This is a genomic window from beta proteobacterium MWH-UniP1, from assembly GCA_036362785.1.
GTDB lineage: Bacteria > Pseudomonadota > Gammaproteobacteria > Burkholderiales > Burkholderiaceae_A > Lacustribacter.
Window position 1 is genome coordinate 565,059 of sequence record CP143625.1, and the last position, 25,325, is coordinate 590,383.

Sequence of the window (25,325 nt, forward strand, 5' to 3'; positions counted from 1 at the left end):
CATGCTGGCACCGGTGAATCCCAAAATTAATGCTGATCGGCTTTGGAAAAGCCTGATGGACCTGGCCAAGATTGGCGCCACCGAAAAAGGGGGTGTCCGTCGATTGGCCTTGACCGCATTAGATGGTCAAGGCCGTGATCTGGTGGTGTCTTGGTTTAAAGAAGCCGGTATGTCAGTCCGCGTGGATCGCGTCGGCAATATTTTTGCCCGGCGTGCTGGCAAAAAAGACCTGCTACCCGTAGCAACCGGTAGCCATATTGATACCCAGCCATCAGGCGGCAAATTTGATGGCAACTATGGCGTATTGGCGGGCCTGGAAGTCGTGCGCACACTCAATGATCTTGGCATTGAAACCGATGCACCGATCGAAGTCTGCGTCTGGACCAATGAAGAGGGTTCTCGCTTCACGCCCGTGATGATGGGTTCTGGCGTCTGGGCGGGCGTTTTTTCTGCGGAGCATGTTCTTGCGCAAAAAGACATCGATGGCAAGCTGGTGGAAGACGAACTCAAGGCTATTGGCTATATGGGCCCAGAAGTGCTTGGCCCCGGTGGCAAGCAGCCCGGGTTCAAGGCCTATTTCGAATCGCACATCGAGCAAGGCCCTGTATTAGAAGACGCCAAGCTGCCGATTGGTGTGGTGACTGGCGCGCTGGGTCAGCGTTGGTTTGATGTGGTGGTGACCGGCATGGAAGCCCACGCGGGGCCTACGCCTATGAATCTTCGCAAAGACGCACTCTTAGCGGCGTCGATACTGGTTCAAGAGGTGAATCGAATTGCGCTTTCAGAGTCGCCTTATGGCCGAGGCACGGTGGGCTCTATGCGGGTGAGCCCAAATTCGCGAAATGTGATTCCAGGTCAGGTTGTTTTCTCGGTTGATTTTCGCCACCCCGATAATAATGGATTGGATCGTATGCATGCGCTCCTACAGCAGGCCTGCGATCGGGTCAAAGCAGCATGCGCCGTTGAGATCAGTCTCACCATCGTCTCGGAGTTTGCGGCAAGTGCCTTTGATGCGGGTTGTGTTGCCGCAGTTCGCAAGGCTGCTGATCAGCATGGCTTGTCTTCCATGGAAATCGTCAGCGGTGCGGCCCATGATGCGGTGTATGTCTCGCGGGTCTGCCCAACCGGCATGATCTTTATTCCGTGCAAAGACGGCATTAGTCACAACGAGATTGAAGATGCCTTGCCCGAGCATGTGGAAGCGGGCTGCAATGTGCTGCTTGGTGCAATGCTGAAGATGGCCAATGCTTGATGAAGGTACTGGTCGCCCGACTTAATCACGAGACCAACACCTTTTCCCCGGTAATCACCGATCGGGAGAGCTTTGAGCCAAAGCTTGGCCGTGCGGCTAGAGAAGAGCAGGTGGTTGGCAATACCGCGATGACTGCTTTTCTTCGGTATGCCGAGTCGCTGCCGAATGTACGCGTAGTGACCCCTTTATCGGCGATGGCCAATCCGAGTGGGTCAGTGCTGGTGGACGCTTATGAGTGGCTTTGTGATCAGATCCTGAGCGAGGCTAGCGATACGGATCTTTTCTTGCTGGATCTGCACGGCGCCATGGTGGTTGAGGGTGGTCGTGATGGCGAAGGCGAATTATTGGCTCGAATTCGGCAGGCGGCACCACAGGCAAAGATCTATGTGGCCCTGGACCTGCACGCCAATGTGACCCAGCTCATGGTTGACAATGTAGACGCCATGTTAAGTTTTAAGACGTATCCCCATGTGGATATGCAAGAGACTGGTGCACATCTGGTACGAATAGCGGAAAGCGATCTTAACGGCAAGACACGTTCCATCACCGCATGGCGCCAATTGCCATTGCTATCGCACACGCTGCACAGCAATACCCAAGAGGGTGCCATGCAGCGGGCGGTCGAGGCTGCCAAACGTGCCGAGCAGACACCGGGAGTTCTTGCGGTGTCGATTCTGGCTGGCTTTTCGTTGGCGGACTTTGCCGATGCTGGCGTGTCGGTCGTGGTGGTGGCGGATGGTGATGCGGCCTTGGCCCAGCAGGTGGCCAATGAGATTGGCGATCAGATCTGGTCGGATCGCGAGGGCTTTGTCTATCGGAGTGCAGCGCTAAAGGATTCTCTTCAGGAAGCCAAGCAGTTGTCTGAGGGTTCTGCAGGCAAACCCATTTTGCTCTTGGATCATAGCGATAACGTCATGTCGGGCGGCACCTGTGACACGCTAGATGTTTTGTCCGCCGCTCTGCGTGCGGGTCTTGAATCGATCACGGTTGGCCCCGTCTGTGATCCAGCTGCAGTAGCCCAGGCGATTTCAGCTGGCCTGGGCGCAGAACTTGAATTGGCGCTGGGCAATCGCTTCCCGCGCCCCATCCCTGAATTGAGTCCTAGCCCATTAATGCTTCGTGGCCGGGTAGTTCATATTAGTGACGGCACTTTTAAGGTTCGCGGCCCAATCTACACGGGTGCGACATTTTGCATGGGCCGCTCAGTTGCGTTTGATATTGGTACAGCCATCATTGTCGTGACCGAGAAGCGGATGGAGCCACTGGATATTGGGATCTTTGAGTGTGTCGGTATCGACTGCACCCAATATCGGTACATCTTGCTAAAGTCCAGAATGTACTGCCGGCCGGTCTTCGGTCCACTTTGTGCCGCCATGGTGGAATGTGATTCCGATATCGGAGGCCCCACCTCTTCGGATTACAGATTCTTCCGGTTCGAAAAATTGCGGCAGCCGATTTTTCCGCTAAATCACTGATTGCTGCAGCTTTTACAATCTTGTGGCCGCTTTTGTCGCGGCCAGAGCCGAAGTAAACTCTGGGTTTTAATTGGCTAAACATGCTTTATTTCTGGCTCTACAAAATTCACATCACCAGCGTGATTCTCAGCGTGTCTCTCTTTGTCGCGCGTGGATTAGGCGTGCAACTAAAGCAAGCATGGCCTATGCAGGCCATGTGGCGGCGTTTAAGTGTTCTGATTGATGTGGTGTTGCTAAGTGCAGGTAGCGGCCTGTGGTGGGCGGTCTCGCACAACCCGCTGAATGAGCCGTGGCTCGCGTTAAAGCTGTTCTTGGTGGTGGTGTATATCGTGCTGGGCTCTTTCGCTTTGAAGCGGGCAAAAACACTAAATCAAAAGCGAATCTTTTTTGCCATGGCCTTAATCACGATTTTCTGGGTTGCGGCAATCGCACTCAGCCGCGATCCACTATTCGGACTCTAAGTCACGTCAGTGCTGAAAACCCAGAAAAGGGTTTTCAGCGCGTTGACATCAGCTTTTAGGCGGGGTGTGTTTTCAAATTACTCGATGGCACGCCAGCATATGCGTTTTCGAATTCGGATGTTGCGCTGATGATCTCAGCAAGCATTTCCGCCGTACCCGCCGACAGCGTCCAGCCCAGGTGACCATGGCCAGTGTTGTAAAACACATTAGGTTTGGTCCCCATGCCGACTCTGGGCATCATGTTGGGCATCATGGGCCGCAGGCCCGCCCAGGGTACAACTGATCGTGTGCTGACATTTGGGAAGCACTCATTTACCCACTTAATGAGCGGTTTAATCCGGTCTGCACGAATATTCCAGTTTTTGCCATTGAACTCAGCTGTGCCAGCAACACGGAAACGATCAACGCCAAGCCGGCTGGTAACGAGTTTGGTCTCATCATCCAGCAGGCTGACATTGGGGGCCCCTTGTTGGCTTACTGCATCGTTTAGGTTAACGGTGATGGAATAGCCCTTCACCGGGTAGACATTGAGTCGATCACCGAGTTGTGCTGCCAAATTACGGCTCTCAATTCCCGCGCACACCACAACATTGTCAAATTGTAGTGATTCGGTTTTTCCGTCTCTGCGAATAGTTAATTTGACTTGCTTTCCATCCGAAGAAAGGCTTTCTACTTCGCAGCCAAACAAAATCTTGACCCCATGGCGTTGGACTGCTTGTGCAAGTCCGTGGGTGAATTTGTGAATGTCGCCCGTGGAATCGCTCTCTGTGTAATAACCGCCGTAGTATGTGCCGCTTAGCGTGGGCTCGATTTGTTTCATCTCCGCTGGTGACACGGTCTGCCGCGCCAGGCCACCCACAGCCAGCAGTTTTGACACCCGCCCTGCGTGATCAAAGCCGGCTTTATTGCGATAAATATGCAAGATGCCTTCTTTTTTTAAATCAAAGTCAATCGATTCTTCTTTTGCCCAGTCAAAGAGGTGTTGCCGGGCATCGATAGCCATTTTGGCGGTAGCGATCGTGTTGGCTTCGTAGTTTGGGATGGATGCGATGAACTCGGCAAACCAGGAGAGCTTGTGCCAGCTGGGTTTCAAGTTGATCAGCAGTGGCGCGTCTTTTTTGAAGATCCACTTGATGCCTTTGTAGACCGTGGACCAGTGATTCCAAACCTCAGCGTTTGATGCCGAGAGCTGTCCGCCATTGGCAAAGGATGTTTCCATTGCCGCATAACGCTGGCGCTCGATCAGCGTGACGTTGTAACCGCGTTTAATTAATGCATAGGCGGTGGTCACACCCGTGATGCCACCACCAATCACTACAAATGAATTGGTCATGTGAAGGTCCTTGTCACGTCGGGGGTTGGGCCTAATCGCGACATGCGGGTCAGGCGCCCCCTCTGTTTTTGGACCTGAGAGATTCGCGGGCCAGGGCGGCCTGCTTGCTCCTGCGGTGCTTTGGCGGACGTGCGCCAAAGGCTCTTCAGAGAATTATTCGGTAGCGGTCCTTTTGCCTGAGAGTTTCCGGGGCGGTTGCTCCTTCGGCGCCACCGCTTTGGGTGGGCTCTCCCGATACCTACTGGCTTTGCACTCTAGGCAGGAATTGAGAGCCAGTCAAGCCCCGTAGCGGGCTTCAGAGCAAGGAAGTCAACTTTTTGGCGGTTTTTTTCAGGGGCGGCAGCCACTCCATGATGCGAGAAAGGGGGACACGAGACGTTGGCGCGTGAACCGCAAGCGCCGCAATGACCTTGTTATCCTCGTTTTTTATTGGGACCGCCAGAGCGATGAGGCCGGGGATAAATTCCTCTGCATCAATTGAGAAATCTTTGCGCTGAATATCAGTGATTACTTTTTCAAGTTTTTCTTTATTCGTAATAGTGTTAGCAGTAAATTTCTCTAATTTCAGGTGATCCAAGATTTTTTTTCTATCACCCGTATCAAGCTGAGATAAGAATAACTTTCCGCTCGCGGTGCAATGTAGGGGCACCCGGGATCCGATCTCCAAGGTCAATCGAAGTGGCCATCGTGCCTCAACACGGTCGAGATACAAGACTTCAGTGCCATCCAAGATTGTTAAGTTACAGGTCTCTCCCACCTCGCCAACCAGTTGGGCAAGTGCCTGGTGCCTTAGGCTTCTCAAGGTGTCGTTGTTCAGTGTGTTGAGCGCGAGCGTTCGAAGTTCGCGCCCCACACCAAAACCTTTGGCGTTCACGCTTTGGGTCAGAAACTGCTGAGCAGTAAGTTGCAGGCAGAGACGATGGACGGTCGTCTTTGGCAATTGCAGGCCATCTGCAATATCTGCGAGCGCAACTGGACTTGATGCGCGCGCTATAAATTTCAATACATCCAGGCTTCGGCGAGCTGTGCTCTGCTGCCGCGAATCTTGCTGAAATTCACTCTCAGGGGATTGGTGCACTACGGCTTTTGTTGCGGTGCGTCGAGAAGGGGTAATTCGCTTTACTAGATTTTTCTTGATTTTCGGTACGCTGCGTTCCACTTTATTTCCTTGGGCTCTTTCTAAAATTGGAACAAATTGTTCCATAGTTTTCGAGAGGGTGTATGGTGGTTTTTGATTACATAGTGGTGGGGGCGGGTTCCTCGGGCTGCGCCCTGGCAGCTCGACTGTCAGAAGACCCCCGTGCCCGTGTCTTGCTTTTAGAGGCAGGGCCGAGTGATGACTCTATCTGGATTCATCTGCCAATCGGCTATGGGAAAACGATGTGGAGCAAGAAGTACAACTGGTGCCTTCACACCGACCCCGATCCCAACATGAACAACCGCCAGATCTATTGGCCCCGTGGTAAGACCCTGGGCGGCTCCAGTTCAATCAATGGTCTGATTTACATTCGTGGCCAGCGCGAAGATTTTGATCATTGGGCGGCGCTTGGAAATAAGGGATGGGGGTACCAAGACTTGTTGCCGTACTTCATTCGCTCTGAATCGAATCAGCGCGGTGCGAGCGAGTTTCATGGAGGATCAGGGCCCCTTAAAGTGTCGGATATCGGTGCTGAGCACGAGCTTATTGAAGCGTTTATACGTGGCGCGAACGCTCGCGGAATTCCACGAAACGATGATTTCAATGGCGCAAAGCAAGAGGGCGTTGGTTACTACCAGCTCACCACATCCAAGGGCTTACGCTGTAGCTCGGCTGTGGCTTATTTAAAGCCTGCAAAGCACCGTTCAAACCTGACAATCCTTACTGAAGCGCAAACGACTGGCCTGGTGATGGAGGGCAGACGGGTGGTGGGGGTGCGTTATCAGCGCAATGGTGTTTTAGAGACTGCGCGTGCTGATCAAGAAGTAATTCTCTCGGCCGGGGCCATACATTCGCCGCAGATCCTGATGCTTTCAGGAATTGGTCCTGCGGCTCATTTATCTTCACTGGGGATTCCTGTCGTGGTGGATAGCCCGGGTGTGGGCGAGAATCTTCAGGACCACTTGCAGATCCGAATGATTTACGAGTGCGCCAAACCAATCACGACCAACGACCAACTCCGGTCATGGTTTGGTCAGATGAAAATTGGCCTGCAATGGCTTTTGATGAGAAGTGGTCCTTTGGCAGTGGGAATCAATCAGGGGGGGTGCTTTGCCAAAACTGAGCTAGTTCGTGACGGCAGGCCCGATATTCAATTCCATGTGGCAACGCTGTCGGCAGATATGGCCGGTGGTAAGGTCCATCCATTCTCGGGCTTTACCGTGTCTGTGTGTCAGTTACGGCCCGAATCCCGGGGACGTTTGCGACTCAAGTCAACGAATCCGTTTGAAGCACCCTCGATGATGCCGAACTATTTGGCGACTGAATTAGATCGCGCCACGGCCGTTGCCTCGGTGAGGCTGGCACGCTCCATTATTAAGAGTGACGCGATGCGCCCCTATATCAAAAATGAGCACAAACCCGGATGGGAATCGCAATCTGATGATGACATTCTGAACTTTGTTCGGAATACAGGCGCTACTATCTTCCATCCCTCGGGCACCTGCAAGATGGGCGTAGACGGCATGGCCGTTGTTGATGATCAGCTGCGTGTTCATGGTGTTGATCACTTACGTGTCGTGGACTGTTCAATCATGCCAACACTTGTTTCAGGAAATACAAACGCTGCTGCGATCGCAATTGCTGAGCGGGCGGCTGACCTTATTCAGGCAGATCGGCATTAGGTTCGATTTGTGTGGATCACGTCCAGCGATCTTGGGCGCTTATAACGAAGTAATAAATAGGAGACGAGCATGTACAAACTAGTGAAGAAAGTAGTGGCGGCAGCTTCTGTGGTCGCCATGAGCTTGTTAGCGACATCGGCTTACGCTCAGCAGACCTACCGCATGAAAATACAGACAGGTGTGCCAACGGCGAGTATTTATTTTGATCTGATGAAGAAGTTTGGTCAGCGGGTTGAAAAGATGTCGAATGGGCGCATCAAAATGGAAATTCTTCCAGATGGTGCAGTTGTCGGTGCCTTTGGAATTCTAGATGCGGTAGATAAAGGTGTGGTGGATGGTGGATTTGCATGGACCCACTACTGGTCCGGCAAGAACTCGGCAGCGGCACTCTTTTCCAATCCAGCTGCTGGTGCTGGTACGGGTATGGACCAACTCTCGCACATGGCCTGGCTGAGCGAGGGCGGCGGTAACGCATTGTATAAAAAACTTTATACCGAGGGTCTAAAAGTCAACATCGAGCCTTTCATGATTCAGCCAATGGGCCCTGATCCATTTGGTTGGTTCAAGCAGCCCATTAAATCAATTGATGACATGAGGAAGATGAAGTACCGCTCACCACCTGGATTGACCGGTGAAATCTTCAAAGAGATGGGCATTACAGCCGTTGCGATGCCAGGCGGAGAGATCGTGCCTGCTGCCCAGCGCGGCGTGATTGATGCTGCGGAGTGGATCGGTCCCGCTGACGACATGATTCTTGGTTTTCACAATGTCTTTAAGCACTACTATCTTCAGGGTCTGCATCAGTCGACAGATGTGGGTGAGTTGCTGATTAACAAGACATTCTGGAATAAGCTGCCCGCTGATTTGAAAGCAGTGGTAGAGGGCGCTGTCTTGGCAAGCCAGGCAGAGACCTACACCTACAACGTCTATCGCAATGCGACTGCTTTAGATAAGTTGAAGCGGGATCACAAGGTAACCGTTCACGACACACCCAAAGAGTTCTATCCGGCCTTTATCAAAGCGACCAACACCGTCTATGACCGCGAGGCTGCGAAGAATCCTTTGTTTAAAGAAGTTCTTGAGTCGCAGCGTAAGTTTGCAAAAGTTGTAGTTCCTTATTGGACCAAGATTAATGGTCTCTACTACAACATTGGTAACGATTCGCCCAATAAGCAGTAAGCACTAAGAGCGGGGGGAGAAAAAATCTCTCCCCATCTTTATCTGGGGATTTTCATGGTTAATTCTTCTCTTGCGCGGTTTAGCAAGACACTCGATCAGGTGGCCATCTGGTCCGGGGAGTTGGTGTCTTGGATGATCGTGCCAATGGTGTTAAGCCTTACTTACGAGGTCATCGCACGGTATGCCTTTGGTGCGCCGACCCTGTGGGCCTATGACATGACATTCATGCTTTACGGTTCGTTTTTTATGTTAGGTGCAGCCTACACGTTGCAACGTAAAGGCCATATTCGTACCGACTCTTTTTATGGGTCATGGCGCCCACGCACCAAAGGGATCGTTGACACAATTTGCTATATCGGTTTCTTTTTCCCTTTTGTCTACATTTTCATGGTGACAGGCTTTGAATACTTCTGGAAGGCCTTTGAAACCAACGAGAAATTTGTATCTAGCCCATGGATGCCGGTCACCTGGCCATTTAAGTTGTCAATGCCTTTGATGGGGCTGTTGCTGGCGATACAAGGCGTATCAGAGCTAGCAAAGAGCATATACGCCGCCCGCTATAACCATTGGCCTGACGAGGAGATTCGCCATGAGTCATGAAGTCCTTGGGCTGGTTGGCCTTGCCTTGTTGTTCGTCGTGATCTTTATTGGATTCCCAATAGCGTTCACGCTGGGAGCCTTATCGTTAATCATTGGCTTAATTGCACTTGGGCCGGTGGTACTCGACTTGGCGGTGCTGCAGACATTTTCCGTGATGCAGGATGCGGTACTTGCGTCCATACCATTTTTCCTCTTCATGGGGTTTTTGCTTGAGCAGTCCGGTCTGATGGAACGGCTGTTTACCGGCATTCAGCAGTTGCTTGCTGGTTTGCGGGGCTCTCTGTATCTCGCTGTCTTAATAACAGCAACCATTTTTGCCGCTGCCACGGGCATCGTGGGCTCATCTGTAACCCTGCTGGGCGTGATGGCCGCTCCGTCCATGACTAAGAGTGGTTATGACATTCGTATGTCAGCCGGCGCAATCACAGCGGGGGGAACGCTGGGTATTTTGATTCCACCTTCGGTCATGCTGATTGTGATGGGTCCGGTGGTTGGGGTGCCTGCCACGGATCTTTTTGCAGCGGCGGTTATTCCGGGGCTCATGCTGTCGGGTCTGTTTATTGCCTGGTGTCTGGTACGGTGTTGGATTAACCCGGCGCTGGGTCCTGCACTTCCCATGGAGTTACGACCGAAGTCGAAGTGGCCGGTAATCAAAGATTTGGCCATTGGCGTATTTCCCGTGATCGTGGTGATTCTGTCTACCCTTGGCGTGATTCTCATGGGAATTGCGACTCCGACAGATGCTGGTGCAATTGGCTGTACGGCGACATTTGTACTGACGGTTCTTTCAGGCAAGCTGACCGTTGCAAAGATTCGCGCTTGCATGCGATCTACCTTGGAAATTTCGAGCATGATTTTGTTGCTCGTGGTGGCGTCTAATCTGTTTGGGGCGGTCTTCTCTAGGCTGGGTAGCGCAGACTTTATTGCAAACGCCTTGATGAGTCTGTCCTTGCCGCCTACAGTCATGCTGATTCTGATTTTGTTGTTGATTTTCTTGTTGGGATGGCCATTGGAGTGGGTACCGATCGTGCTGATTGTGTTGCCGATCACATTGCCAATTGTCCAGGCAGCTGGCATTGACCTGATCTGGTTTAGCACCTTGGTGGCAGTAACGCTGCAGACCGCATGGCTTTCGCCGCCTGTCGCTTTGTCGGCGTACTTTTTGCGGGGGGTGGTACCAAGCTGGCGATTGACGGATATCTACGCCGGTATGTTGCAGTTCTTGTTCCTACAAGTCGTTGGGGTCGGGCTCTTGCTGGCATTTCCGAAAATCGCGACTTGGCTACCGACAGTGAGTTAGCGTGGTGATGAATAGGACGGGATTTCCCGAAGCCACAAAGAAACTCGTTTCTGAGATTCTTTGTGGCTAACTATTCAAATAAGGAGACAAGATGTCCAAGCTCAATCGTCGGCAGTTTGTTCAGGGGGCCGTGGCTGCGGCTGCAGTGCCCTCTTTGGTGACCCAGGCCAGTGCCCAGGCGGCCTGGCCGACCAAGCCCATTAAGCTGTTGGTGGGATTTGCACCGGGTGGGGGTACCGATATTGTCGGCCGTGCTTTGGCCCCAAAAATGGGCGAGGTTCTGGGGCAATCTGTCGTGGTTGAGAACAAGGCGGGCGCAGCGGGCACCATCGCCGCCAATGAAATTGCCCGGGCACCTTCTGATGGTTATAGCTTGCTCATGGGCCACTCAAACTCCAATGCGATTGCGCCATTTGTACAAGCCAAGATTCCGTATAACCCCGCAACCGATTTCACTCCCATTACCTATCTTGGCTACGTGCCCAATGTCTTGGTGGTGCATCCGTCCTTGCCGGTGAACTCAGTGGCAGATCTCATTGCCTTGGCAAAGCAAAAGCCCAATCAACTGACCTATGGTTCTTCCGGTGTGGGGAGCACTCAGCATCTTGCAGGCGCACTTTTTTGCAAGATTGCCGGTATTCAGATGATTCACATTCCTTATAAGGGCAGTGGTCAGGCGGTGATCGATTTGGTCGCGGGCCAGATCAATATGAACTTCGACACCATGCCGCCAGTGCTGGAGCACATTCGTAGCGGAAAACTCAAGGCACTCGCCATTTCTACGCCAAAACGTTTGCCCCAACTGGCCAATGTCCCCACCTTTGGCGAAGTGGGCATCAATGGCTTTGACGTGACGAACTGGTATTCGGTGATGGGCCCCAAAAATATGTCGGCAGAAGTGGTCAATAAAATTGATCGTGCGGTGAAGGCGGCCATGGCTGATCCGAAAAACAAGGCATCCCTTGAGGCCCAGGGCCTGCAGACCAGTGGTGCTGCAACACCAGCCGAGTTTGCTGCATTCCTGTCGGCAGAACTTGAAAAGTACGCAAAGCTTGTCAAAGAGCTCAACGTGAAGATTGCCGGTTAAATCACTTTTCACCAAAAACAAAGCCCGCTTCAAGCGGGCTTTGTTTTGTTCGCTTGGCGAAGTTAGCCTTCGAGTCCCCCACCCAGGGCCTTATACAGCCTTGCAACCGCTGAAAGCAGGCTGCGTTGCGTTTGAATCAAGCTCTGTTGCGCAAAGAAAAGATCTCTTTGAGCATCCAGGACTTCAAGATAACTGGCCACGCCATGCTCATAACGGGCCTGAGCCAGGGTAAGACGTTGCTGCTGAGACTTTTCATATTCCTGCAGGGCTTTGCTTTGCTCCAGCAAATTGTCTCGAGCAACAAGGCCGTCTGCTACTTCACGAAAGGCCTGTTGAATGGCTTTTTCGTATTCCGCGACAGCAATGACTTTTCGTGCTTGTGCTAAATCCAGATTGGCCACATTGCGTCCGCCCGCAAAGATGGGCAGCGAAATGCTTGGCGTAAAAGTCCATGCGGTGGTTCCGGCATCAAATAAACCAGATAGCTGCGGGCTGGCACTGCCGTAAGACCCGACCAATGAAATGCGCGGGAAAAAGGCTGCACGGGCTGCACCGATATTGGCATTCGAGGCGATCAGTTTCTGCTCGGCCGACAAAATATCGGGTCGTCTGAGCAGCACTTCCGAAGGCACGTCGGCGGACAGATCCATTTGTAAACCTTGATCCGTCAGGCTCTTGCCTTGCGGCCAGTCGGGCTTTTCCATGCCCACCAAGACGCGTAATAGATTTTCGGCCAGGCCTTTTTGTCGCTGCAAAGCAGCCACGTCAGCCCGAGCGGATTCATAGGCCCCTTTGGCCAGCAGATAATCGTTATCGCTTGCCAGCCCCACATCGCGGCGCTTGGTCAGAAGAAATAAGCTTTCTTCCCGAGCTTTGACGGTGGCTTGGGCCAGGGCCAAACGTTCTTCTGCCTCTTTCAGGGAGAGATAGCCATCGGCGACATCTGCAATCAATGACAGGCGAAACGCGCGCTGGGCTGACTCAGAGGCGAGATAAGATGCCTTTGCGGCACTGCTTAGGCTAGCCACTCGGCCCCAAAAATCGAGCTCAAAAGCCAATAGTCCAAGATTGGCGTCAACACGACGGGTGGTCTGTTGGACATCGGTGGACGATAGGGCTGCTGGAACACGGCTTTCGGTGCCACTCACGCCAATATTGAAATTCGGCAGCTGATCGGCACGTTGCACACCATATAAAGAGCGGGCCTCTTCCACGCGAGCCACCGCAATTCTCATGTCGCGATTGTGTTCCAGAGCAGTTGCGATCATGGCCTGCAACCGTGGATCGGGGAAAAATACACGCCAGTCCTTGGGCGCAGGGACATTGTTCGCAGGCTGGGTTTGCGCACCACTTTGCTGCGGCCAGTTGCTTGGCACTGGGGCTACGGGCCGCTGATAGTCCGGCGCCATGTAGGCACAGCCACTTAATGCAACGGCTGTAACAGCACAGGCAAGCAGCGAGGCCGATGAATGATTAACCATGACTGGACTCCTCGTGATGATGCCGGGCATGACCGGGGAAGATCTTGCGAACGACCACGAAAAACACTGGCACCAAGATGATGGCCAAGAAGGTCGCCGCCAGCATGCCACCGATCACACCTGTTCCAATGGCATGGCGGCTATTGGCACCTGCACCCGTCGAGATCGCGAGTGGCAAGACCCCCAAAATAAATGCCATAGACGTCATGATAATCGGGCGAAAACGCAGTCGACAGGCTTCGAGTGTGGCCTCGTAGAGATCTTTACCTTGCTCTTGGAGTTCGCGGGCGTACTCAATGATCAGAATGGCGTTCTTACTGGACAAGCCAATGATGGCAATCAATCCGACTTTGAAATACACGTCATTGGGTAGCCCACGCAGGGTGACACCCAGCGTGGCGCCAAATATGCCCAGAGGCACCACCAGAATCACGGCAAACGGAATTGACCAACTCTCATAGAGCGCAGCCAGGGCTAAAAACACCACGAGTAATGACACCGCAAACAAAAACGGTGCCTGCGAGCCCGAGAGCTTTTCTTCAAACGACGTGCCGGACCACTCAAAGCCAAACCCTGGCGGCAACTGCTTGGCGATGTCTTCCATGGTCTGCATTGCCTCGCCGGTGCTTCGGCCGGGTGCCGGTCCGCCAGTAATCTTCATTGATGGCAGGCCGTTATAGCGGTCGAGTTTTGGAGCACCCACAATCCAATTGGTGGTCACAAGCTCGGAGAGCGGCACCATGCCACCCCGGTTGTTGCGCACCGACAGTGTCTTTAATTGTTCGGGTGAGGAGCGCAGATCGGCTTCTGCCTGCATCTGTACCCGCAGAATTCGACCCTGACGCTCGAAGTCATTGATATAGGCGACACCGAGCGTGGACTGTAGCGTCTCGTTAAGATCTCCAATGGATACACCAAGGGACTCTGCTTTGCGGCGGTCCACCACTAAGGAAAGCTGCGGTGCTGCTTCCTGGCCTTCGGGACGCACCCCTATGAGTGCTGGATTTTGTCCCCCCAGACCGAGTGCGATGTTGCGGGCTTCCATGAGTTTTTCACGGCCCAATCCTGATCGGTCCTGCAGCCGGAAATCAAAGCCCCCGGTTGCGGCGAGTTCTGGAATAGGCGGTGGGTTGACCGCAAAGATCATGGCCTGTTTGATTTGGAAAAATGCCATATTGGCGCGACGAATCAGCGCTGTGGCAGATTGATTCGCATCGGGCCGCTCATCCCATTCTTTCAGGCGCACAAACGTGAGCGCACCGTTTTGACCACGGCCAGCAAAGGAAAACCCCACTACGCCGATGACCTTGGCGACTTCGGGCTGACTCAGGTAATACTGCTCGACCTGCTCTAAGACTTCCACCGTGCGCTCTTGCGATGCACCGGGGGGCAGTTGAATCATGGAGATAAAGTATCCCTGATCCTCTTCAGGCAGAAAGCTTCCAGGCAGATTGATAAATAGCCATCCGGCTGCGCCAATAATCGCTGCATACAGAGCCAAATAACGGCCCGTTTTTTTGATGGCCTTCGCTACCCAACTCTCATAGCGGCGTGTCGAGCGATCAAAGACGCGATTAAACCAGCCCAAAATTCCTTTGGTCGGCAGGTGTTCCTGGCCAGGCGAATGTTTCAATAACGTGGCGCATAGCGCGGGGGTGAGGGTGAGCGCCATCAAGGCCGAAAACAGCATGGTCAGGATGAGTGTGACCGCAAACTGTCTGTAAATGACGCCCACGGAACCGCCAAAAAAGACCATTGGCGCAAACACAGCCGTTAACACGAGCGTCATGCCGACAATGGCGTTAAAAATCTGATCCATGGCCTTGCGGGTGGCATCCCGTGGCGATAGCCCCTCGGTGGTCATGATGCGTTCTGTCGCCTCAACCACCACAATGGCATCGTCCACCACGATACCAATGGCCAGCACCATGGCAAACAGCGTGAGCACGTTGATGGAATAACCCAAGAGATAAAGCCCAACGACTGCACCAGTCAGTGCCACTGGCACCACAATGGTGGGGATCACGGTGGCCCGGATGTTCCCCAAAAAGAGATACATGACCAGAAACACCAAGACCACTGCTTCGGCTAGCGTCTTGAGCACTTCATTAATCGAGATATCAACAAAGCGGGATGTGTCATAGGGCACGTCCCAGGAAATGCCTTCAGGGAAGTACTGGGAAAGCTCCGCCATGCGGGCGCGCACGGCCTTGACGACATCGAGCGCATTGCCGTCGGGTGAGACACGAACCGCGATTGCCGCGTTGGGTTGGCCGTTTAATCGGGCGTAAATGTTGTAGTCCTGGGAACCCAGTTCCACGCGCGCGACATCTTTCACACGGACCGCAGCGCCGTTGGGCAGTGTGCGAACCAAAATGTTGCCGAATTCTTCGGGTGTCTGCAGTCGGCTGCGGGTCACAATCACCGCATTCAGTTGCTGCCCCTTGGCGGCCGGTGCCTGTCCGATCTCTCCGGTGGCCAGCTCCACGTTTTGTGCGCGGACCGCGCGTGTGACATCAGCAGGCGATAAGGAATATGCATGGAGCTTTTCGGGCTTGAGCCACAGCCGCATGGAGTATTCGGTGCCGAATAAAATGGCTTCGCCAACCCCTTTAACGCGACGGATGGGGTCTAAGACGTTTGCGGCCGCATAACTTCCCAAGTCGACCGAAGACTTGCTTTTATCGGGCGAATACAAACTGACAAACATCACGTAGTTACGCGATGGTTTTGTGACTGGCACACCAAGCCGGCGCACATCATCGGGCAGACGGGCTTCAATCCGTTTGAATCGGTTTTGGGCCTCGACCGATGCCACGTCAATATTAGTGCCGGGGCGAAAGGTCAGTGTGACGGTGCCTGAACTCTGCTCTGATGCGGATTCCATATAGAGCAGGTTTTCAATACCGTTCATTTCCTGCTCAATGAGCGAGGTCACGGTGTCTTCAATGACTTTGGCAGATGCACCAGGGTAGGTGATATTGAATGCAATCGCGGGTGGTGCGACTGCAGGATATTGCGACAGTGGCAGGCCGCGCAGGGCCAAGACGCCCGCTAGCATGATCACCAGCGCAATCACCCAGGCAAAGACAGGGCGATCAATAAAGAATTTGGCAAACATGGCGTGGCCTTATTTTTTGTTAGAGGTGTTTTGATCGCCGGGTTTCGCCGGGGCCGGGGCTGCTGCAGAGGGTGCAGGTGCTGCCGAAGGTGCCGTTGATGGTTCGGCTGCTGGCGCTGCAACTGGCTTGCCATCTGGCCCGAGTAGCACCGGTTTGACGGTGGACCCTGGGCGTGCCTTTTGCACACCATTCACAACAATCTTTTCGCCACCCTTAAGCCCGTCAGACACGACAAAATTCGTGCCGCTCATGCCCGTTGTTTTGATCATCTGCGGGGCGACGAGGTTGTTGTCATTGACCACAAGAACAAACTGCCCTTGGGGGCCGGTCTGCACGGCACGTTGTGGCACTAAGATGACTTGGTCTGCAACGGCCTCGGGGAATCGAACGCGGACAAAGCTGCCCGGTAACAAGTCTCGCCGCGGGTTGGGAAACACCGCACGCATGGAAATACTGCCGGTGGTTGGGTCTGTGGCGAGATCAGAGAACAGCAATTTGCCTGTCAGTTTGTAAACGGAGCCGTCTTCCTGGATTAGCTCAATTTTGGTTTTGTCAGCGTTTTTAAGTTTTCCGGCAGCAATAGATTGTTTGAGACGAAGCACGTCTACGCCAGATTGTGTGAAATTGACGTAGATCGGATCAAGCTGCTCAATGATCGTGAGTGGGGTGGCCTCGTTTTTGCCGACGAGTGCGCCTTCGGTCACCAGCTCGCGGCCAATGCGGCCCGTGATCGGGGCGGGAACGGTGGTGTTTTCAAGATCAACGCGGGCGCGGGTTAAGGCCGCTTCAGCTTGCTTAAGCTTGGCTTCTGCGAGATCAAACTCTTGTTGGCTAATGGCTCTGATTTGCAAGAGTGGCCGATACCGATCTACCGTGATTTTGGCAACAGACACATCTGCTTTGGCAGAGTCGTATGCGGCCTGGTAGTTGCGCGGATCAATCCGAAAAAGTGGGGTGCCCTCTTTGACATCACTGCCCTCGGTGAAGAACCGTTTTTCGACAATGCCTTCAACTCGCGCACGAACCTGTGCTGTGCGGTAGGCTTGTAAACGTCCAGGCAGTTCCTGCGTGATGGTGGCAACGCCAGTGCTTGCCGTCATCACTTCGACTTCTGCTGGCGGCATGCCGGCCGAAGGCCCTCCTGGGCCCTTTCCGGGGGCGCCACCGGGCGATTGCGATCCGCCCTGACCACAGGCCGTTAGTAATGAAACGGCACAGGCCGTAATGAACAAAGCGGTGGGGTGCTTCATGGGGTTTCCTTCTCGGGGGCAAAGAGGCGCAAAAATCGATCGATGATCTGTGCAGTGTTTTCGGGACTGAGGGTTACGGGGTTTAGGGTGAACAAGGCCTGAATTCGCTCATACTCGACGAGCATGGCGATTAGGGTCTGGGCGGCAAAATCCGGGTCTTCTTGGCGCAAGAGATTCGATTGCATTGCTTGCGCCAGATAAGTCGACAAGCGATTGCGGGTGGACAGCGGGCCAATTTGAAACACCTGCTGCGATAGGTCTGGAAAATGTGGGGCTTCCGACACGATGGTCCGAAATATCGCGAGCCCATCAGGACTTAAGACCTTTTCACGGTAGGCCTGACCAAAGTCAATCAACGCGGTTCGCAGATCTCGCCCGGTATCCAGGGTGACAAGAATCGATCGGCTGGCCTGGCGAATCACTTCGGCAAATAGCGCATCTTTGCTGCCGAAATGGTTGTAGATGGTTTGTCGGGCGACCTGGGCGCGGGCTGCGATACGGTCAATGCTGGCCCGATAGCCCTCTTCGACAAAGGTCGCCAAAGCGGCATCGACAAGCCGGCCGCGAACATCAGGGCGGGGGTCTTGCGCGATCTTGTCTGGGCTAAGGAGGGTCTCAACCATGGTCTGGCCTTTGAATTAGACTGGCCAGTCTACTTGCTGGTGTTGGCCTTCGCAAGGGGTTTTAGGCTATTCCCTTATATGAAAGCGGGGGTAATCGGCGGGTGTGAAGCTGATAAAGTGGGACATATGTCGCGCACACTCGCACCACTACTTCCGTCGACAGAGGCGGCACTCAGCCTGCTTGAGACGCTGTTGAACCACAGCTATGACGCTGTGCTGGTGACGGACAGTTCAGCCGACCCCAAGATCATTTACGCCAACGCTGCGTTTGAAAAGTTGACTGGTTACGCGGCGGACGAGATCTTGGGCCAATCGCCCAGAGTGTTGCAGGGCCCTAGTACCGATCGCGATGAAACAGCCCGATTGGGCCGCTTGCTCAGAGAGGGAAAAGGGTTTGAGGGTCAGGCGGTGAACTACCGAAAGGATGGCCTGCCGTTCATGATGTCCTGGCGGGTTGAGCCTGTGAGCGTGAACCAGCAAATTGTGGCTTGGCTCGCCATTCAGCGGGAAGTTGTGATGCAGTGGCGGCCGGAGTGATTGGGGGGGGGTTGGAGCCGCCATTTAACAAAACGTGTATTGCGGGCTGGCGCGATGGTTGCCAACTCACAATCCGATCTCCGCTTTTGAATATGTACGCTTGACGGATATATACGCTTCGCGTTAATATTCAGCTTGTGTCAATAAAAACTTTTAAATGTGCCGATACTGAAAAGTTGTTTTCGGGCTATTCGGTTAAGCGCTGGGTGGCGTTCGAGCGCCAGGCGCTCAGAAAGCTTGAGCAACTCGAGTGGTCTGAAAGGCTTGAGGATTTGAAGGTACCGCCGGGCAATCGCCTTGAGGCACTAAAAGGCAAAAGAAAAGGCCAATACAGTATTCGAATCAATGATCAGTGGCGTTTGTGTTTTCGATGGACAACTGATGGTGCTTATGATGTTGAGATCGTGGACTATCACTGAAAGGAAAATGAATATGAGGCGAATTGATCCTATCCCCCCGGGCGAAATGCTGGAGGAAGAGTTTTTAAAGCCGCTCGGCATTACCAAGTATCGGCTAGCAAAAGATATCGGTGTTCCGGCGGGGCGCATCAGCGAGATCGTGGCCGGCCGTCGTGCAATTACAGCGGACACAGACCTGCGTCTTTGCAAGTATTTCGGCTTGAGCGAAGGTTGGTGGTTACGCGGGCAAGTCCGCTTTGATACCGAGGTGGCGAAACGAACCCTTCAAAAGGAACTCGCTCGAATCAAGCAGTGTTCATTAATTGCGGCCTAGAGATATAACAAAAAGTTCTTTCGGCCATTTAAAATTGGTGGCGATTCAGGGATTCGAACCCCGGACCTGCGGATTATGATGAAAATCGCTCCAATTTTCATCAATAGAATCAATGGGTTACAAGGCCAAAACCCCGCCGTGTAATAAAACGTGTAACGCAGGTTCGGTGCTCTTGGTGGGGACGGAACCGTTACTACAAGTAACGCTTTTTCCTTTAGATGCCCCAGGGCCCGATGGGGCTGCCGTACTACTAACTCTGGCCTCTGAGTCTCATGTCATGGTTATCGAAGCCCCAAGTTTTCCAACGCCCCTACATAACTCATCTGTGAATTGAATTAGAAGGGTAATCCAGACGCCAACATTAACGTTAGCAGGCTAGTCTTTCCGATACTGGTTGTCGACTATAAAATTTTTCACAGCTTCTCGAGCTTCGACCCGAAAATATGTTTCGTGCTCATGACCAGACAAAATTACATCTTTAATTGCGCGACCACCAGACCTTTCAGCGCAACGCATTCCAGAATTTTTTAACCAAGGGTCAGTCTCGTAATTTACAGCTAGTGCCGGGGTTCCATCTTTCCAGTTCGCCCAGTGACAGTTATATCCGGAAATAATTATTCCGCGAAATCCGCCAGCTCCATATTTGGTAACCGCATATCCCCCTTCACTATGCCCCATTAAAAATAAATTGTTTTCGTCTGCCCAAGGCATTTTGGACAACATATGTCTAGCCCAGATAATCTCTTCTTGACGCAGAATATGCGCCAGCGGGTAGTAACCAGTACTAAAATCACGGCCGTTACAATTAGATTGCCTACCCTTTCTCGCAAAGCTATCGGGCATGACGACTATAAAGCCCTGATCAGCTAAAAATCGCGCCCAGGGCCGATCATTAAAAGTCGTTATCCCTCCACATCCATGTAGATAAACAACGACCGTATGCGGTATGGTCACATCAACATTGCTTGGAGAAGTTGGCCATCGCTTATTTGGCAGATAAACCGATGCTCGATCCCAGCTTCTGCGAACGTCCGGATTTAGACGTTCATGCATTGGGCGTGGCATTTCGAGTTGTGAAGTGTTGTCGTCGCCCTCGAGTTCGCCTTCATTTAACATGGACTCTTCAGAAGAACTGAGCTCTTGTCTTTGTTCCTCTAAAATCTTGAACATAAGTTCGGTCTGTTTTTCGTCTGCGAAGACGATCCCCGAGAGAAAACTTAACAAACAAGCCAAAAAGGTTTTGGTATCAATTCCAATGTGTTTGACCATTCTACACAGCCTCTGTGCTATCTAAACTTCGACTCTAAATACCCATTATTGTTTGTTCTTTAATTGCTAAGCCTAACAATTTTGTTTCCGTTTTCTCTGTATAGAAAAATGTGATGTTCGGGGTATTCGGTCTGGATATCGCCAACAAAGAATCGCTCTCTTGCAGCCTTGAAGTGAGCTTGATTTAAAAGCTGCCATGGATGAGGTTTGCTGTTTATTTCAAGCCCATAATCCATCGAAATACCGCAATAATTTCCAAGTAGGTATCGATGGTGCAGGCGATCAGTCTGGTCATTGACAGCTATAAAACGAAATGTTCCGCTATAGCTGGAGGCCAGCAGAAATTTCTCTAATTCCTTGGTTTCTTCGCTCCAGCGTGAACTAAAAGGTCTTGGCTCATATTGGCTATCTAGCGATGAACGAATCACCGTAAAGTCATTTCCCCCTTGAGCCGCCCAATGCTTAAATACTGTTTGAAAAAGGTCACGCTCCTTAGCTGTTGCTTGAAGCCATTGATGGCGATTTACCAAAACTATTTTCTTATGTTTTTTTAGAAATGGATTCAGAAGTGGAATAAAGGAATCGGGAGTTGTTAGCTGAGATACATCTAAAAATCCGACTTTATTCTCTGATTCTTCAATGTATTCATCGATCTCGCTTGATGAGTACAAAGGGTCGTGCTCCACAGGCTCATCGCATATAAGCACATTGAAATGTGTCTTTGAGGTTTCAGCCTTGATAACTTCGACCCACGCCTTTTTCCGATCAAACGGCACATCTTTTGGCAATATTGCGCCGGATAAATCGAGCTGCTGCAAGACGCCTTTTAACCTTTTTTTTAAGATTTCATCTTCAATTTTGTTGATCTGCTGCAGAGCGAAATTATGCCAGTCTCTTGGAAGTCCAGCGATGATGCGTCCGTTCATCAGACCAAATTTATATTTTAACGTAAGGCAAACAAGCTGATCTCTCGTGAGCGCGGGATCAATTGCTACCGTATCAAAAAGTTGCGTTTGGGGCATCGTTAATTCCAAAGATCTTCGTCTCGTTCATCAAAAAAGCCCTCGGGCCAGCCGTCGATAAACTCTCCGGCCGAATTGACACGAACTAGAAATACTTGACTTCTGTCGCCCATCGGTCTTATATAAATCAGCGACAACTCATCGGGATAGAGGGTTAATGAGGTATGCAGTAACTCGTCTTTGTGGGAGTTTCGAATTCGCCTCAGCAGTCGGAGAATCAAGTGCTCGCTATGTGTTTCGATTATGATATTCCCAGAGTATTTAGATTTTCGGTCATTAGCTACACAATTGACGATACAGTCGGCTACCCTGGATTGCAGCTTTGGATGCAGATGGACTTCCGGTTGACGAATCACATAGTTGTTGGAGATTCCCAGAAACGTCAGAATTGGGAGAATTTGTGAAAAGCCTGTACCGACCTCTGAGAATCTTAGCTCTCGACCACTTAAATCAACGAGAAATATTCGGGCGAGGAATTCAACGTTTTTCTTGAGTTGGACTATATCCAACTGCTGATGTTCCTCGTTAGATACTTTGTTTTCCCGAATCTCAAACACATCCTTTATGTCAATCAAGCCGGAGTTTTTTAGCGTTGTATCTGTAAAAGGAATACAGGTTTTAAGATCGACTTTGATTTGATACCCAGAATCAAGAAAGGCTTTTCCACCGAGCCATTCGTTGATTTGTGTGAGCACACGAGATTTCGGGCGACTGGGGTCGCTCAATCGAGCAACATTTTGAAAAATAGCTTCTCGTGCAAGCACGTGTTTTCCTGAAGTGCCAGTTTGCTGATTGGGATCTGCAAACTGGTGCGTGGCTAGTTTTTCTGAGTCAGGGTGTGGGTTCAATTTGCAAAAGAACCAGTCAGAGTTGAGATCGCGCACTGGGTCTGAGTTGAAAGTCCATGCATATCGCTGTATGAGTGTCGCAAGAGGGTAGTGAAATATTGCCGTAATGAGCGCAAATGCCTCATCTGCGAGTCTTGGGTCGTTCGACTCGTAAGGGGTGAGCTGAAACATGAAATTCGCAACAGACCCGAAAGATGGCCAAGCCGGGCCAATTTCTGGAGCTTGACTCGACCAATCGCTGTAGTAAAAGTTGTATTGGAAATCTGCGTGTTCATCGAATAGATTTTTGAGTTCTACCGACTCAGGCATAAACAAAGAGAGTGCAAAGGATTTGACATTGATATGCTGATGTCCATCCTCCGCCGTCCAGGTTGCAGCGAGATTTCCATCTAGATACACACTTAGAGAAAGTGTCGAATAGCCGATGTTTTCAAATACTGCAGTGAAAACAGTGTCCGAGATGTGCGCTTGAAATTCTTTGCTTCGAAAAAAGTTGCCAAACACAGGGAATTCGCCTTTGACAGCAAGGTCTGCCAATAGGCTTTTCTCGCCGGAGGCGGTATGTATCCTTCGATCTAGTCGCTCTTCGGCAAAGCTCAGGTATTCCCAAAGATTCCCAAGGTCCGTTGGGTATTTGGCGGAGATGCCGTAAGCGGGAGCGATTTCCTGTGATCTAGCGGAATCTTTTATGGTCGCGAGTTCGGTAGAACCGCGTGACTGGGCGCGAGTCAAGAAAGACAATATTTCAAAAGCTTCGTAAATGCTGCTCTTGCCCGCGGAGTTAGGTCCTAAGATTGTTGTAATTTTGGACAGCGGAATTAGATTCCAATCCGCAAGAGATCGATGGTTGCCAATCAAGATGGCCACATCAAAAAAGGGCTCTAGGTAGGCTTTTTGTATTGCTAAATTTTTTGTAGGAAACGTCAGTAGCATATCGGCGATCGAGTTTTATATTTTTTAATTTAGCTTCAAAAGGGTCTTGCCCTGGTCATCAATATTTGATTGGTGTCAGGACTGAGACCGCCCGTAGCTCACTGCTTTAGCCCGATTCTCTGGATCATGACTGTTTAAAACTTTAGCTAAAGCAGTTTGCCATTTATATTACAGCCATATCTATCTTGCAGCGGAAAAACGATCCCCGCTGTGCAGTAATTCGCATATCTTGGGTCCGGCGCTCGAGGCTTGTATCAAACCGTTACTACGAGTCACGCTTTTCGCCGTGTTTGACCGCTGGCTATCGTTAGGTATGACGCACATTTGGTGCGCGCTCATATCGACTATACAAGGAGGACCATATGCCGCTTCCGCTAACTCGAGAGCAGCTCTATGACCTAGTCTGGGCCAAGCCAATGACCAAGGTCTCCGAGGAGCTGGGCATTTCAGACGTCATGCTTGCCAAAATTTGCAGACAAAAAGATGTGCCCAGGCCACCACGCGGCTATTGGGCCAGCCTGGGTTCGAGCAAGAAACGACGCAAGTATGTGAAACCCCCTTTGCCCGAGCTGCTCTCCGGTGTGTCGGACTTCAATCGGCTCGTCATCACGGAGTATGAGCAGCGGGAGGCTGCGAGAACGGATCGATTTGACTGGGAAAACTTAGCCGAGCCCATTCCAGATCCGCCTAAGCCGCCTGAGGAGTCGGTGGAGGAGTTTGTCGCAAGGCTAGCTGAGAAGCTTCCCGAGATCCCTGAGCCGGGCAGCTACAAGAAACTGCACCCGATTGCTCAAAAGATCTATGACCAGGACTGCCAAAAAGCCCGTTTAAGGGGCTATTCGATATTCGATCGACCCAGGTATCAAGACGGGGACGGAAAGAGACTTTTAGAGGCGTTTAATGGGGTGTTATGGGCCTTCCACAGGTTGGGATTTAAGCCTCGCGTTACTGGTAGGGTGCATTTTAAGACGCATATCACCTTTGCCGAGCGCCACAAAAGTTTTGCTCTGTTTTTATCAGAGGCCAGTGAGCGACGCAGCGGAAAAAACGCAGAGACTGTTGCAGCGCCACAAATCTGCTTTGCCTGGGAATCCGAAGAATGGGATGCTAGACGAGGGGGGAATTACCAGTGTTATCGCCATTTCACCTCAGGCGACATCCGAACGCTAGTGCTTGGGCTGCTGGCAAAAAAAGAAAGCGACTATCGAGACTGGCTGACAAGCGGTTACGAGTGGGACGTCTCCCGCCGCCAAGAGCTCATCGAAAAGAATGAAGAAAAGCGCCAGCGGGCTTTAAGGCGTGAGCGGGCCCGTATTGCTACGCTCCTAAATCGACGATTGGAGTTACTCGCAGATGCCGGTAAGCGAATCGAGGACTCTGATCGTATCCGTGAGCTCGTGACAGTGTTTGACGCAAAAGCGAGAGCCGCAGGTAAAGAGATAGTAGGATTTAACAAGTGGTCACGCTGGGCGCTACAGCGCGCAGATGACATTGACCCTCGACATATGAGCATTAAGCACTTTGAGAAATGGATTGCGGGTTTTGCCCTAGGCGTTCGCCAAAACACGCCGAGGAAAAAGACCGCTAGCCAAGAGCGACAAATAGGCAAACACTCCACTTGCTAGGCTTAAAATTGACAGATGAGAAAAACATCTGATTTTCGCTGGATTGCAGCGAGAGAATTTATGAAAGCGCAAGAACAAGAGTTCACTCTTGGAAAACTTGATCGCCTAAGCCGTGAGTTTCTAGATTGGATAGTCTTGCGCTGCCAATCAAATGAGCCGTTACACATCCAAGAGATCGTCATGGGCAGTGCAATTGCCTCACCGGCCACAGTCCATAAGTGCGTTGATACGCTTTACCATGAAAAGCTGATTGACCTCACCATCGACAAGTCTGATCACAGGCGACGCATTGTGCGCCCAACAGCCTTAGCCCTAAGAGAGCTCACAGCGCTGGATGCGGCATTTCAAGGGTGGCTCAAGAAGCAGGACTAACACG

22 protein-coding genes and 2 riboswitches are annotated in these 25,325 nt (G+C 51.8%); of the genes, 13 read left to right on the top strand and 9 right to left on the bottom strand.

All coding sequences use genetic code 11. The features are described 5' to 3' along the window. The first annotated feature begins 1 nt into the window (after position 1). The 3 genes from AOB54_02755 to AOB54_02765 all read left to right on the top strand — a co-directional run bounded on the left by AOB54_02755 (position 2) and on the right by AOB54_02765 (position 3,188). Positions 2-1,252, top strand: a complete 1,251-nt coding sequence (locus AOB54_02755) for a Zn-dependent hydrolase (GenBank protein WVN42314.1) — start codon at positions 2-4, stop codon at positions 1,250-1,252. Further along, a complete protein-coding gene (locus tag AOB54_02760) occupies positions 1,252-2,727 on the top strand; it encodes a M81 family metallopeptidase (protein WVN42315.1) in 1,476 nt (491 codons plus the stop codon). Before AOB54_02755 ends, AOB54_02760 begins: the two co-directional genes overlap by 1 nt. 80 nt (positions 2,728-2,807) lie before the next feature. Beyond that, on the top strand, positions 2,808-3,188 hold the full coding sequence (locus AOB54_02765; GenBank protein WVN42316.1) for a SirB2 family protein: 381 nt from the start codon (positions 2,808-2,810) through the stop codon (positions 3,186-3,188). A gap of 55 nt (positions 3,189-3,243) precedes the next feature. Here the strand turns inward: AOB54_02765 and AOB54_02770 are convergent, their stop codons facing one another. Next, the gene (locus AOB54_02770; protein WVN42317.1) at positions 3,244-4,521 is read right to left on the bottom strand and encodes a D-amino acid dehydrogenase; all 1,278 of its coding nucleotides are present in this window, start codon (positions 4,519-4,521) and stop codon (positions 3,244-3,246) included. 60 nt (positions 4,522-4,581) lie between these two features. Further along, positions 4,582-4,672: riboswitch (glycine riboswitch) on the bottom strand. Between the two features lie 3 nt (positions 4,673-4,675). After that, positions 4,676-4,765: riboswitch (glycine riboswitch) on the bottom strand. Between the two features lie 51 nt (positions 4,766-4,816). Next, positions 4,817-5,725 (bottom strand): IclR family transcriptional regulator, encoded by a 909-nt coding sequence (locus tag AOB54_02775; GenBank protein WVN42318.1) that lies wholly within the window; start codon positions 5,723-5,725, stop codon positions 4,817-4,819. Positions 5,726-5,742: 17 nt separating this feature from the next. Between AOB54_02775 and AOB54_02780 the strand changes: the two genes are divergently transcribed. From AOB54_02780 to AOB54_02800, 5 genes are all read left to right on the top strand, one after another. After that, entirely contained in the window at positions 5,743-7,341 is a 1,599-nt protein-coding gene (locus AOB54_02780; protein WVN42319.1) for a choline dehydrogenase, read from the top strand. 69 nt (positions 7,342-7,410) lie between these two features. Next, positions 7,411-8,520 carry a TRAP transporter substrate-binding protein gene (locus AOB54_02785; protein ID WVN42320.1) on the top strand — a complete coding sequence of 370 codons (1,110 nt, stop codon included), beginning with the start codon at positions 7,411-7,413 and terminating at the stop codon, positions 8,518-8,520. Between the two features lie 54 nt (positions 8,521-8,574). Then, positions 8,575-9,120, top strand: a complete 546-nt coding sequence (locus AOB54_02790; protein WVN42321.1) for a TRAP transporter small permease subunit — start codon at positions 8,575-8,577, stop codon at positions 9,118-9,120. Continuing rightward, a complete protein-coding gene (locus AOB54_02795; GenBank protein ID WVN42322.1) occupies positions 9,110-10,420 on the top strand; it encodes a TRAP transporter large permease subunit in 1,311 nt (436 codons plus the stop codon). The genes AOB54_02790 and AOB54_02795 overlap by 11 nt, the downstream gene beginning before the upstream one ends. A gap of 91 nt (positions 10,421-10,511) precedes the next feature. Continuing rightward, positions 10,512-11,507 carry a tripartite tricarboxylate transporter substrate binding protein gene (locus AOB54_02800; protein WVN42323.1) on the top strand — a complete coding sequence of 332 codons (996 nt, stop codon included), beginning with the start codon at positions 10,512-10,514 and terminating at the stop codon, positions 11,505-11,507. Between the two features lie 62 nt (positions 11,508-11,569). On the opposite strand, the gene AOB54_02805 is transcribed toward AOB54_02800, so the two are convergent. The 4 genes from AOB54_02805 to AOB54_02820 are packed head-to-tail and all read right to left on the bottom strand — an operon-like array spanning position 11,570 to position 17,983. After that, positions 11,570-12,988 carry an efflux transporter outer membrane subunit gene (locus AOB54_02805; protein ID WVN42324.1) on the bottom strand — a complete coding sequence of 473 codons (1,419 nt, stop codon included), beginning with the start codon at positions 12,986-12,988 and terminating at the stop codon, positions 11,570-11,572. Then, positions 12,981-16,109 (bottom strand): efflux RND transporter permease subunit, encoded by a 3,129-nt coding sequence (locus AOB54_02810; GenBank protein ID WVN42325.1) that lies wholly within the window; start codon positions 16,107-16,109, stop codon positions 12,981-12,983. The genes AOB54_02805 and AOB54_02810 overlap by 8 nt, the downstream gene beginning before the upstream one ends. Before the next feature lie 9 nt (positions 16,110-16,118). After that, a complete protein-coding gene (locus AOB54_02815; protein ID WVN42326.1) occupies positions 16,119-17,360 on the bottom strand; it encodes an efflux RND transporter periplasmic adaptor subunit in 1,242 nt (413 codons plus the stop codon). Further along, entirely contained in the window at positions 17,357-17,983 is a 627-nt protein-coding gene (locus AOB54_02820; protein ID WVN42327.1) for a TetR/AcrR family transcriptional regulator, read from the bottom strand. The genes AOB54_02815 and AOB54_02820 overlap by 4 nt, the downstream gene beginning before the upstream one ends. A 126-nt stretch (positions 17,984-18,109) precedes the next feature. Here AOB54_02820 and AOB54_02825 point away from each other — a divergent pair, with 126 nt between their 5' ends. The 3 genes from AOB54_02825 to AOB54_02835 all read left to right on the top strand — a co-directional run bounded on the left by AOB54_02825 (position 18,110) and on the right by AOB54_02835 (position 19,252). Then, on the top strand, positions 18,110-18,520 hold the full coding sequence (locus AOB54_02825; GenBank protein WVN42328.1) for a PAS domain S-box protein: 411 nt from the start codon (positions 18,110-18,112) through the stop codon (positions 18,518-18,520). 137 nt (positions 18,521-18,657) lie between these two features. Next, the gene (locus AOB54_02830; GenBank protein WVN42329.1) at positions 18,658-18,939 is read left to right on the top strand and encodes a type II toxin-antitoxin system RelE/ParE family toxin; all 282 of its coding nucleotides are present in this window, start codon (positions 18,658-18,660) and stop codon (positions 18,937-18,939) included. Positions 18,940-18,952: 13 nt separating this feature from the next. Continuing rightward, positions 18,953-19,252 (top strand): HigA family addiction module antitoxin, encoded by a 300-nt coding sequence (locus AOB54_02835; GenBank protein WVN42330.1) that lies wholly within the window; start codon positions 18,953-18,955, stop codon positions 19,250-19,252. 375 nt (positions 19,253-19,627) lie between these two features. Here the strand turns inward: AOB54_02835 and AOB54_02840 are convergent, their stop codons facing one another. Genes AOB54_02840 through AOB54_02850 form a run of 3 tightly spaced genes read right to left on the bottom strand, consistent with a single transcriptional unit; the run spans position 19,628 to position 23,324 of the window. Then, the gene (locus AOB54_02840) at positions 19,628-20,521 is read right to left on the bottom strand and encodes a prolyl oligopeptidase family serine peptidase (GenBank protein ID WVN42331.1); all 894 of its coding nucleotides are present in this window, start codon (positions 20,519-20,521) and stop codon (positions 19,628-19,630) included. Positions 20,522-20,580: 59 nt separating this feature from the next. Continuing rightward, complete coding sequence (locus AOB54_02845) at positions 20,581-21,543, bottom strand: hypothetical protein (protein ID WVN42332.1); 963 nt, start codon at positions 21,541-21,543, stop codon at positions 20,581-20,583. Between the two features lie 2 nt (positions 21,544-21,545). After that, positions 21,546-23,324, bottom strand: a complete 1,779-nt coding sequence (locus AOB54_02850) for an AAA family ATPase (GenBank protein ID WVN42333.1) — start codon at positions 23,322-23,324, stop codon at positions 21,546-21,548. A 416-nt stretch (positions 23,325-23,740) separates the two neighbouring features. Here AOB54_02850 and AOB54_02855 point away from each other — a divergent pair, with 416 nt between their 5' ends. Next, a complete protein-coding gene (locus tag AOB54_02855; GenBank protein ID WVN42334.1) occupies positions 23,741-24,949 on the top strand; it encodes a hypothetical protein in 1,209 nt (402 codons plus the stop codon). A 15-nt stretch (positions 24,950-24,964) separates the two neighbouring features. Next, the gene (locus AOB54_02860; protein WVN42335.1) at positions 24,965-25,321 is read left to right on the top strand and encodes a hypothetical protein; all 357 of its coding nucleotides are present in this window, start codon (positions 24,965-24,967) and stop codon (positions 25,319-25,321) included. The last annotated feature ends 4 nt before the right edge of the window (positions 25,322-25,325 follow it).

Coding starts and splice junctions, on each gene's coding strand:
- AOB54_02790 (WVN42321.1), top strand. CDS start 8,575: ATGGTTAATTCTTCTCTTGCGCGGTTTAGCAAGACACTCGATCAGGTG.
- AOB54_02800 (WVN42323.1), top strand. CDS start 10,512: ATGTCCAAGCTCAATCGTCGGCAGTTTGTTCAGGGGGCCGTGGCTGCG.
- AOB54_02760 (WVN42315.1), top strand. CDS start 1,252: ATGAAGGTACTGGTCGCCCGACTTAATCACGAGACCAACACCTTTTCC.
- AOB54_02820 (WVN42327.1), bottom strand. CDS start 17,983: ATGGTTGAGACCCTCCTTAGCCCAGACAAGATCGCGCAAGACCCCCGC.
- AOB54_02855 (WVN42334.1), top strand. CDS start 23,741: ATGACCAAGGTCTCCGAGGAGCTGGGCATTTCAGACGTCATGCTTGCC.
- AOB54_02805 (WVN42324.1), bottom strand. CDS start 12,988: ATGGTTAATCATTCATCGGCCTCGCTGCTTGCCTGTGCTGTTACAGCC.
- AOB54_02755 (WVN42314.1), top strand. CDS start 2: ATGCTGGCACCGGTGAATCCCAAAATTAATGCTGATCGGCTTTGGAAA.
- AOB54_02770 (WVN42317.1), bottom strand. CDS start 4,521: ATGACCAATTCATTTGTAGTGATTGGTGGTGGCATCACGGGTGTGACC.
- AOB54_02835 (WVN42330.1), top strand. CDS start 18,953: ATGAGGCGAATTGATCCTATCCCCCCGGGCGAAATGCTGGAGGAAGAG.
- AOB54_02810 (WVN42325.1), bottom strand. CDS start 16,109: ATGTTTGCCAAATTCTTTATTGATCGCCCTGTCTTTGCCTGGGTGATT.
- AOB54_02860 (WVN42335.1), top strand. CDS start 24,965: ATGAGAAAAACATCTGATTTTCGCTGGATTGCAGCGAGAGAATTTATG.
- AOB54_02850 (WVN42333.1), bottom strand. CDS start 23,324: ATGCTACTGACGTTTCCTACAAAAAATTTAGCAATACAAAAAGCCTAC.
- AOB54_02825 (WVN42328.1), top strand. CDS start 18,110: ATGTCGCGCACACTCGCACCACTACTTCCGTCGACAGAGGCGGCACTC.
- AOB54_02815 (WVN42326.1), bottom strand. CDS start 17,360: ATGAAGCACCCCACCGCTTTGTTCATTACGGCCTGTGCCGTTTCATTA.
- AOB54_02775 (WVN42318.1), bottom strand. CDS start 5,725: ATGGAACAATTTGTTCCAATTTTAGAAAGAGCCCAAGGAAATAAAGTG.
- AOB54_02785 (WVN42320.1), top strand. CDS start 7,411: ATGTACAAACTAGTGAAGAAAGTAGTGGCGGCAGCTTCTGTGGTCGCC.
- AOB54_02780 (WVN42319.1), top strand. CDS start 5,743: ATGGTGGTTTTTGATTACATAGTGGTGGGGGCGGGTTCCTCGGGCTGC.
- AOB54_02765 (WVN42316.1), top strand. CDS start 2,808: ATGCTTTATTTCTGGCTCTACAAAATTCACATCACCAGCGTGATTCTC.
- AOB54_02840 (WVN42331.1), bottom strand. CDS start 20,521: ATGGTCAAACACATTGGAATTGATACCAAAACCTTTTTGGCTTGTTTG.
- AOB54_02795 (WVN42322.1), top strand. CDS start 9,110: ATGAGTCATGAAGTCCTTGGGCTGGTTGGCCTTGCCTTGTTGTTCGTC.
- AOB54_02845 (WVN42332.1), bottom strand. CDS start 21,543: ATGCCCCAAACGCAACTTTTTGATACGGTAGCAATTGATCCCGCGCTC.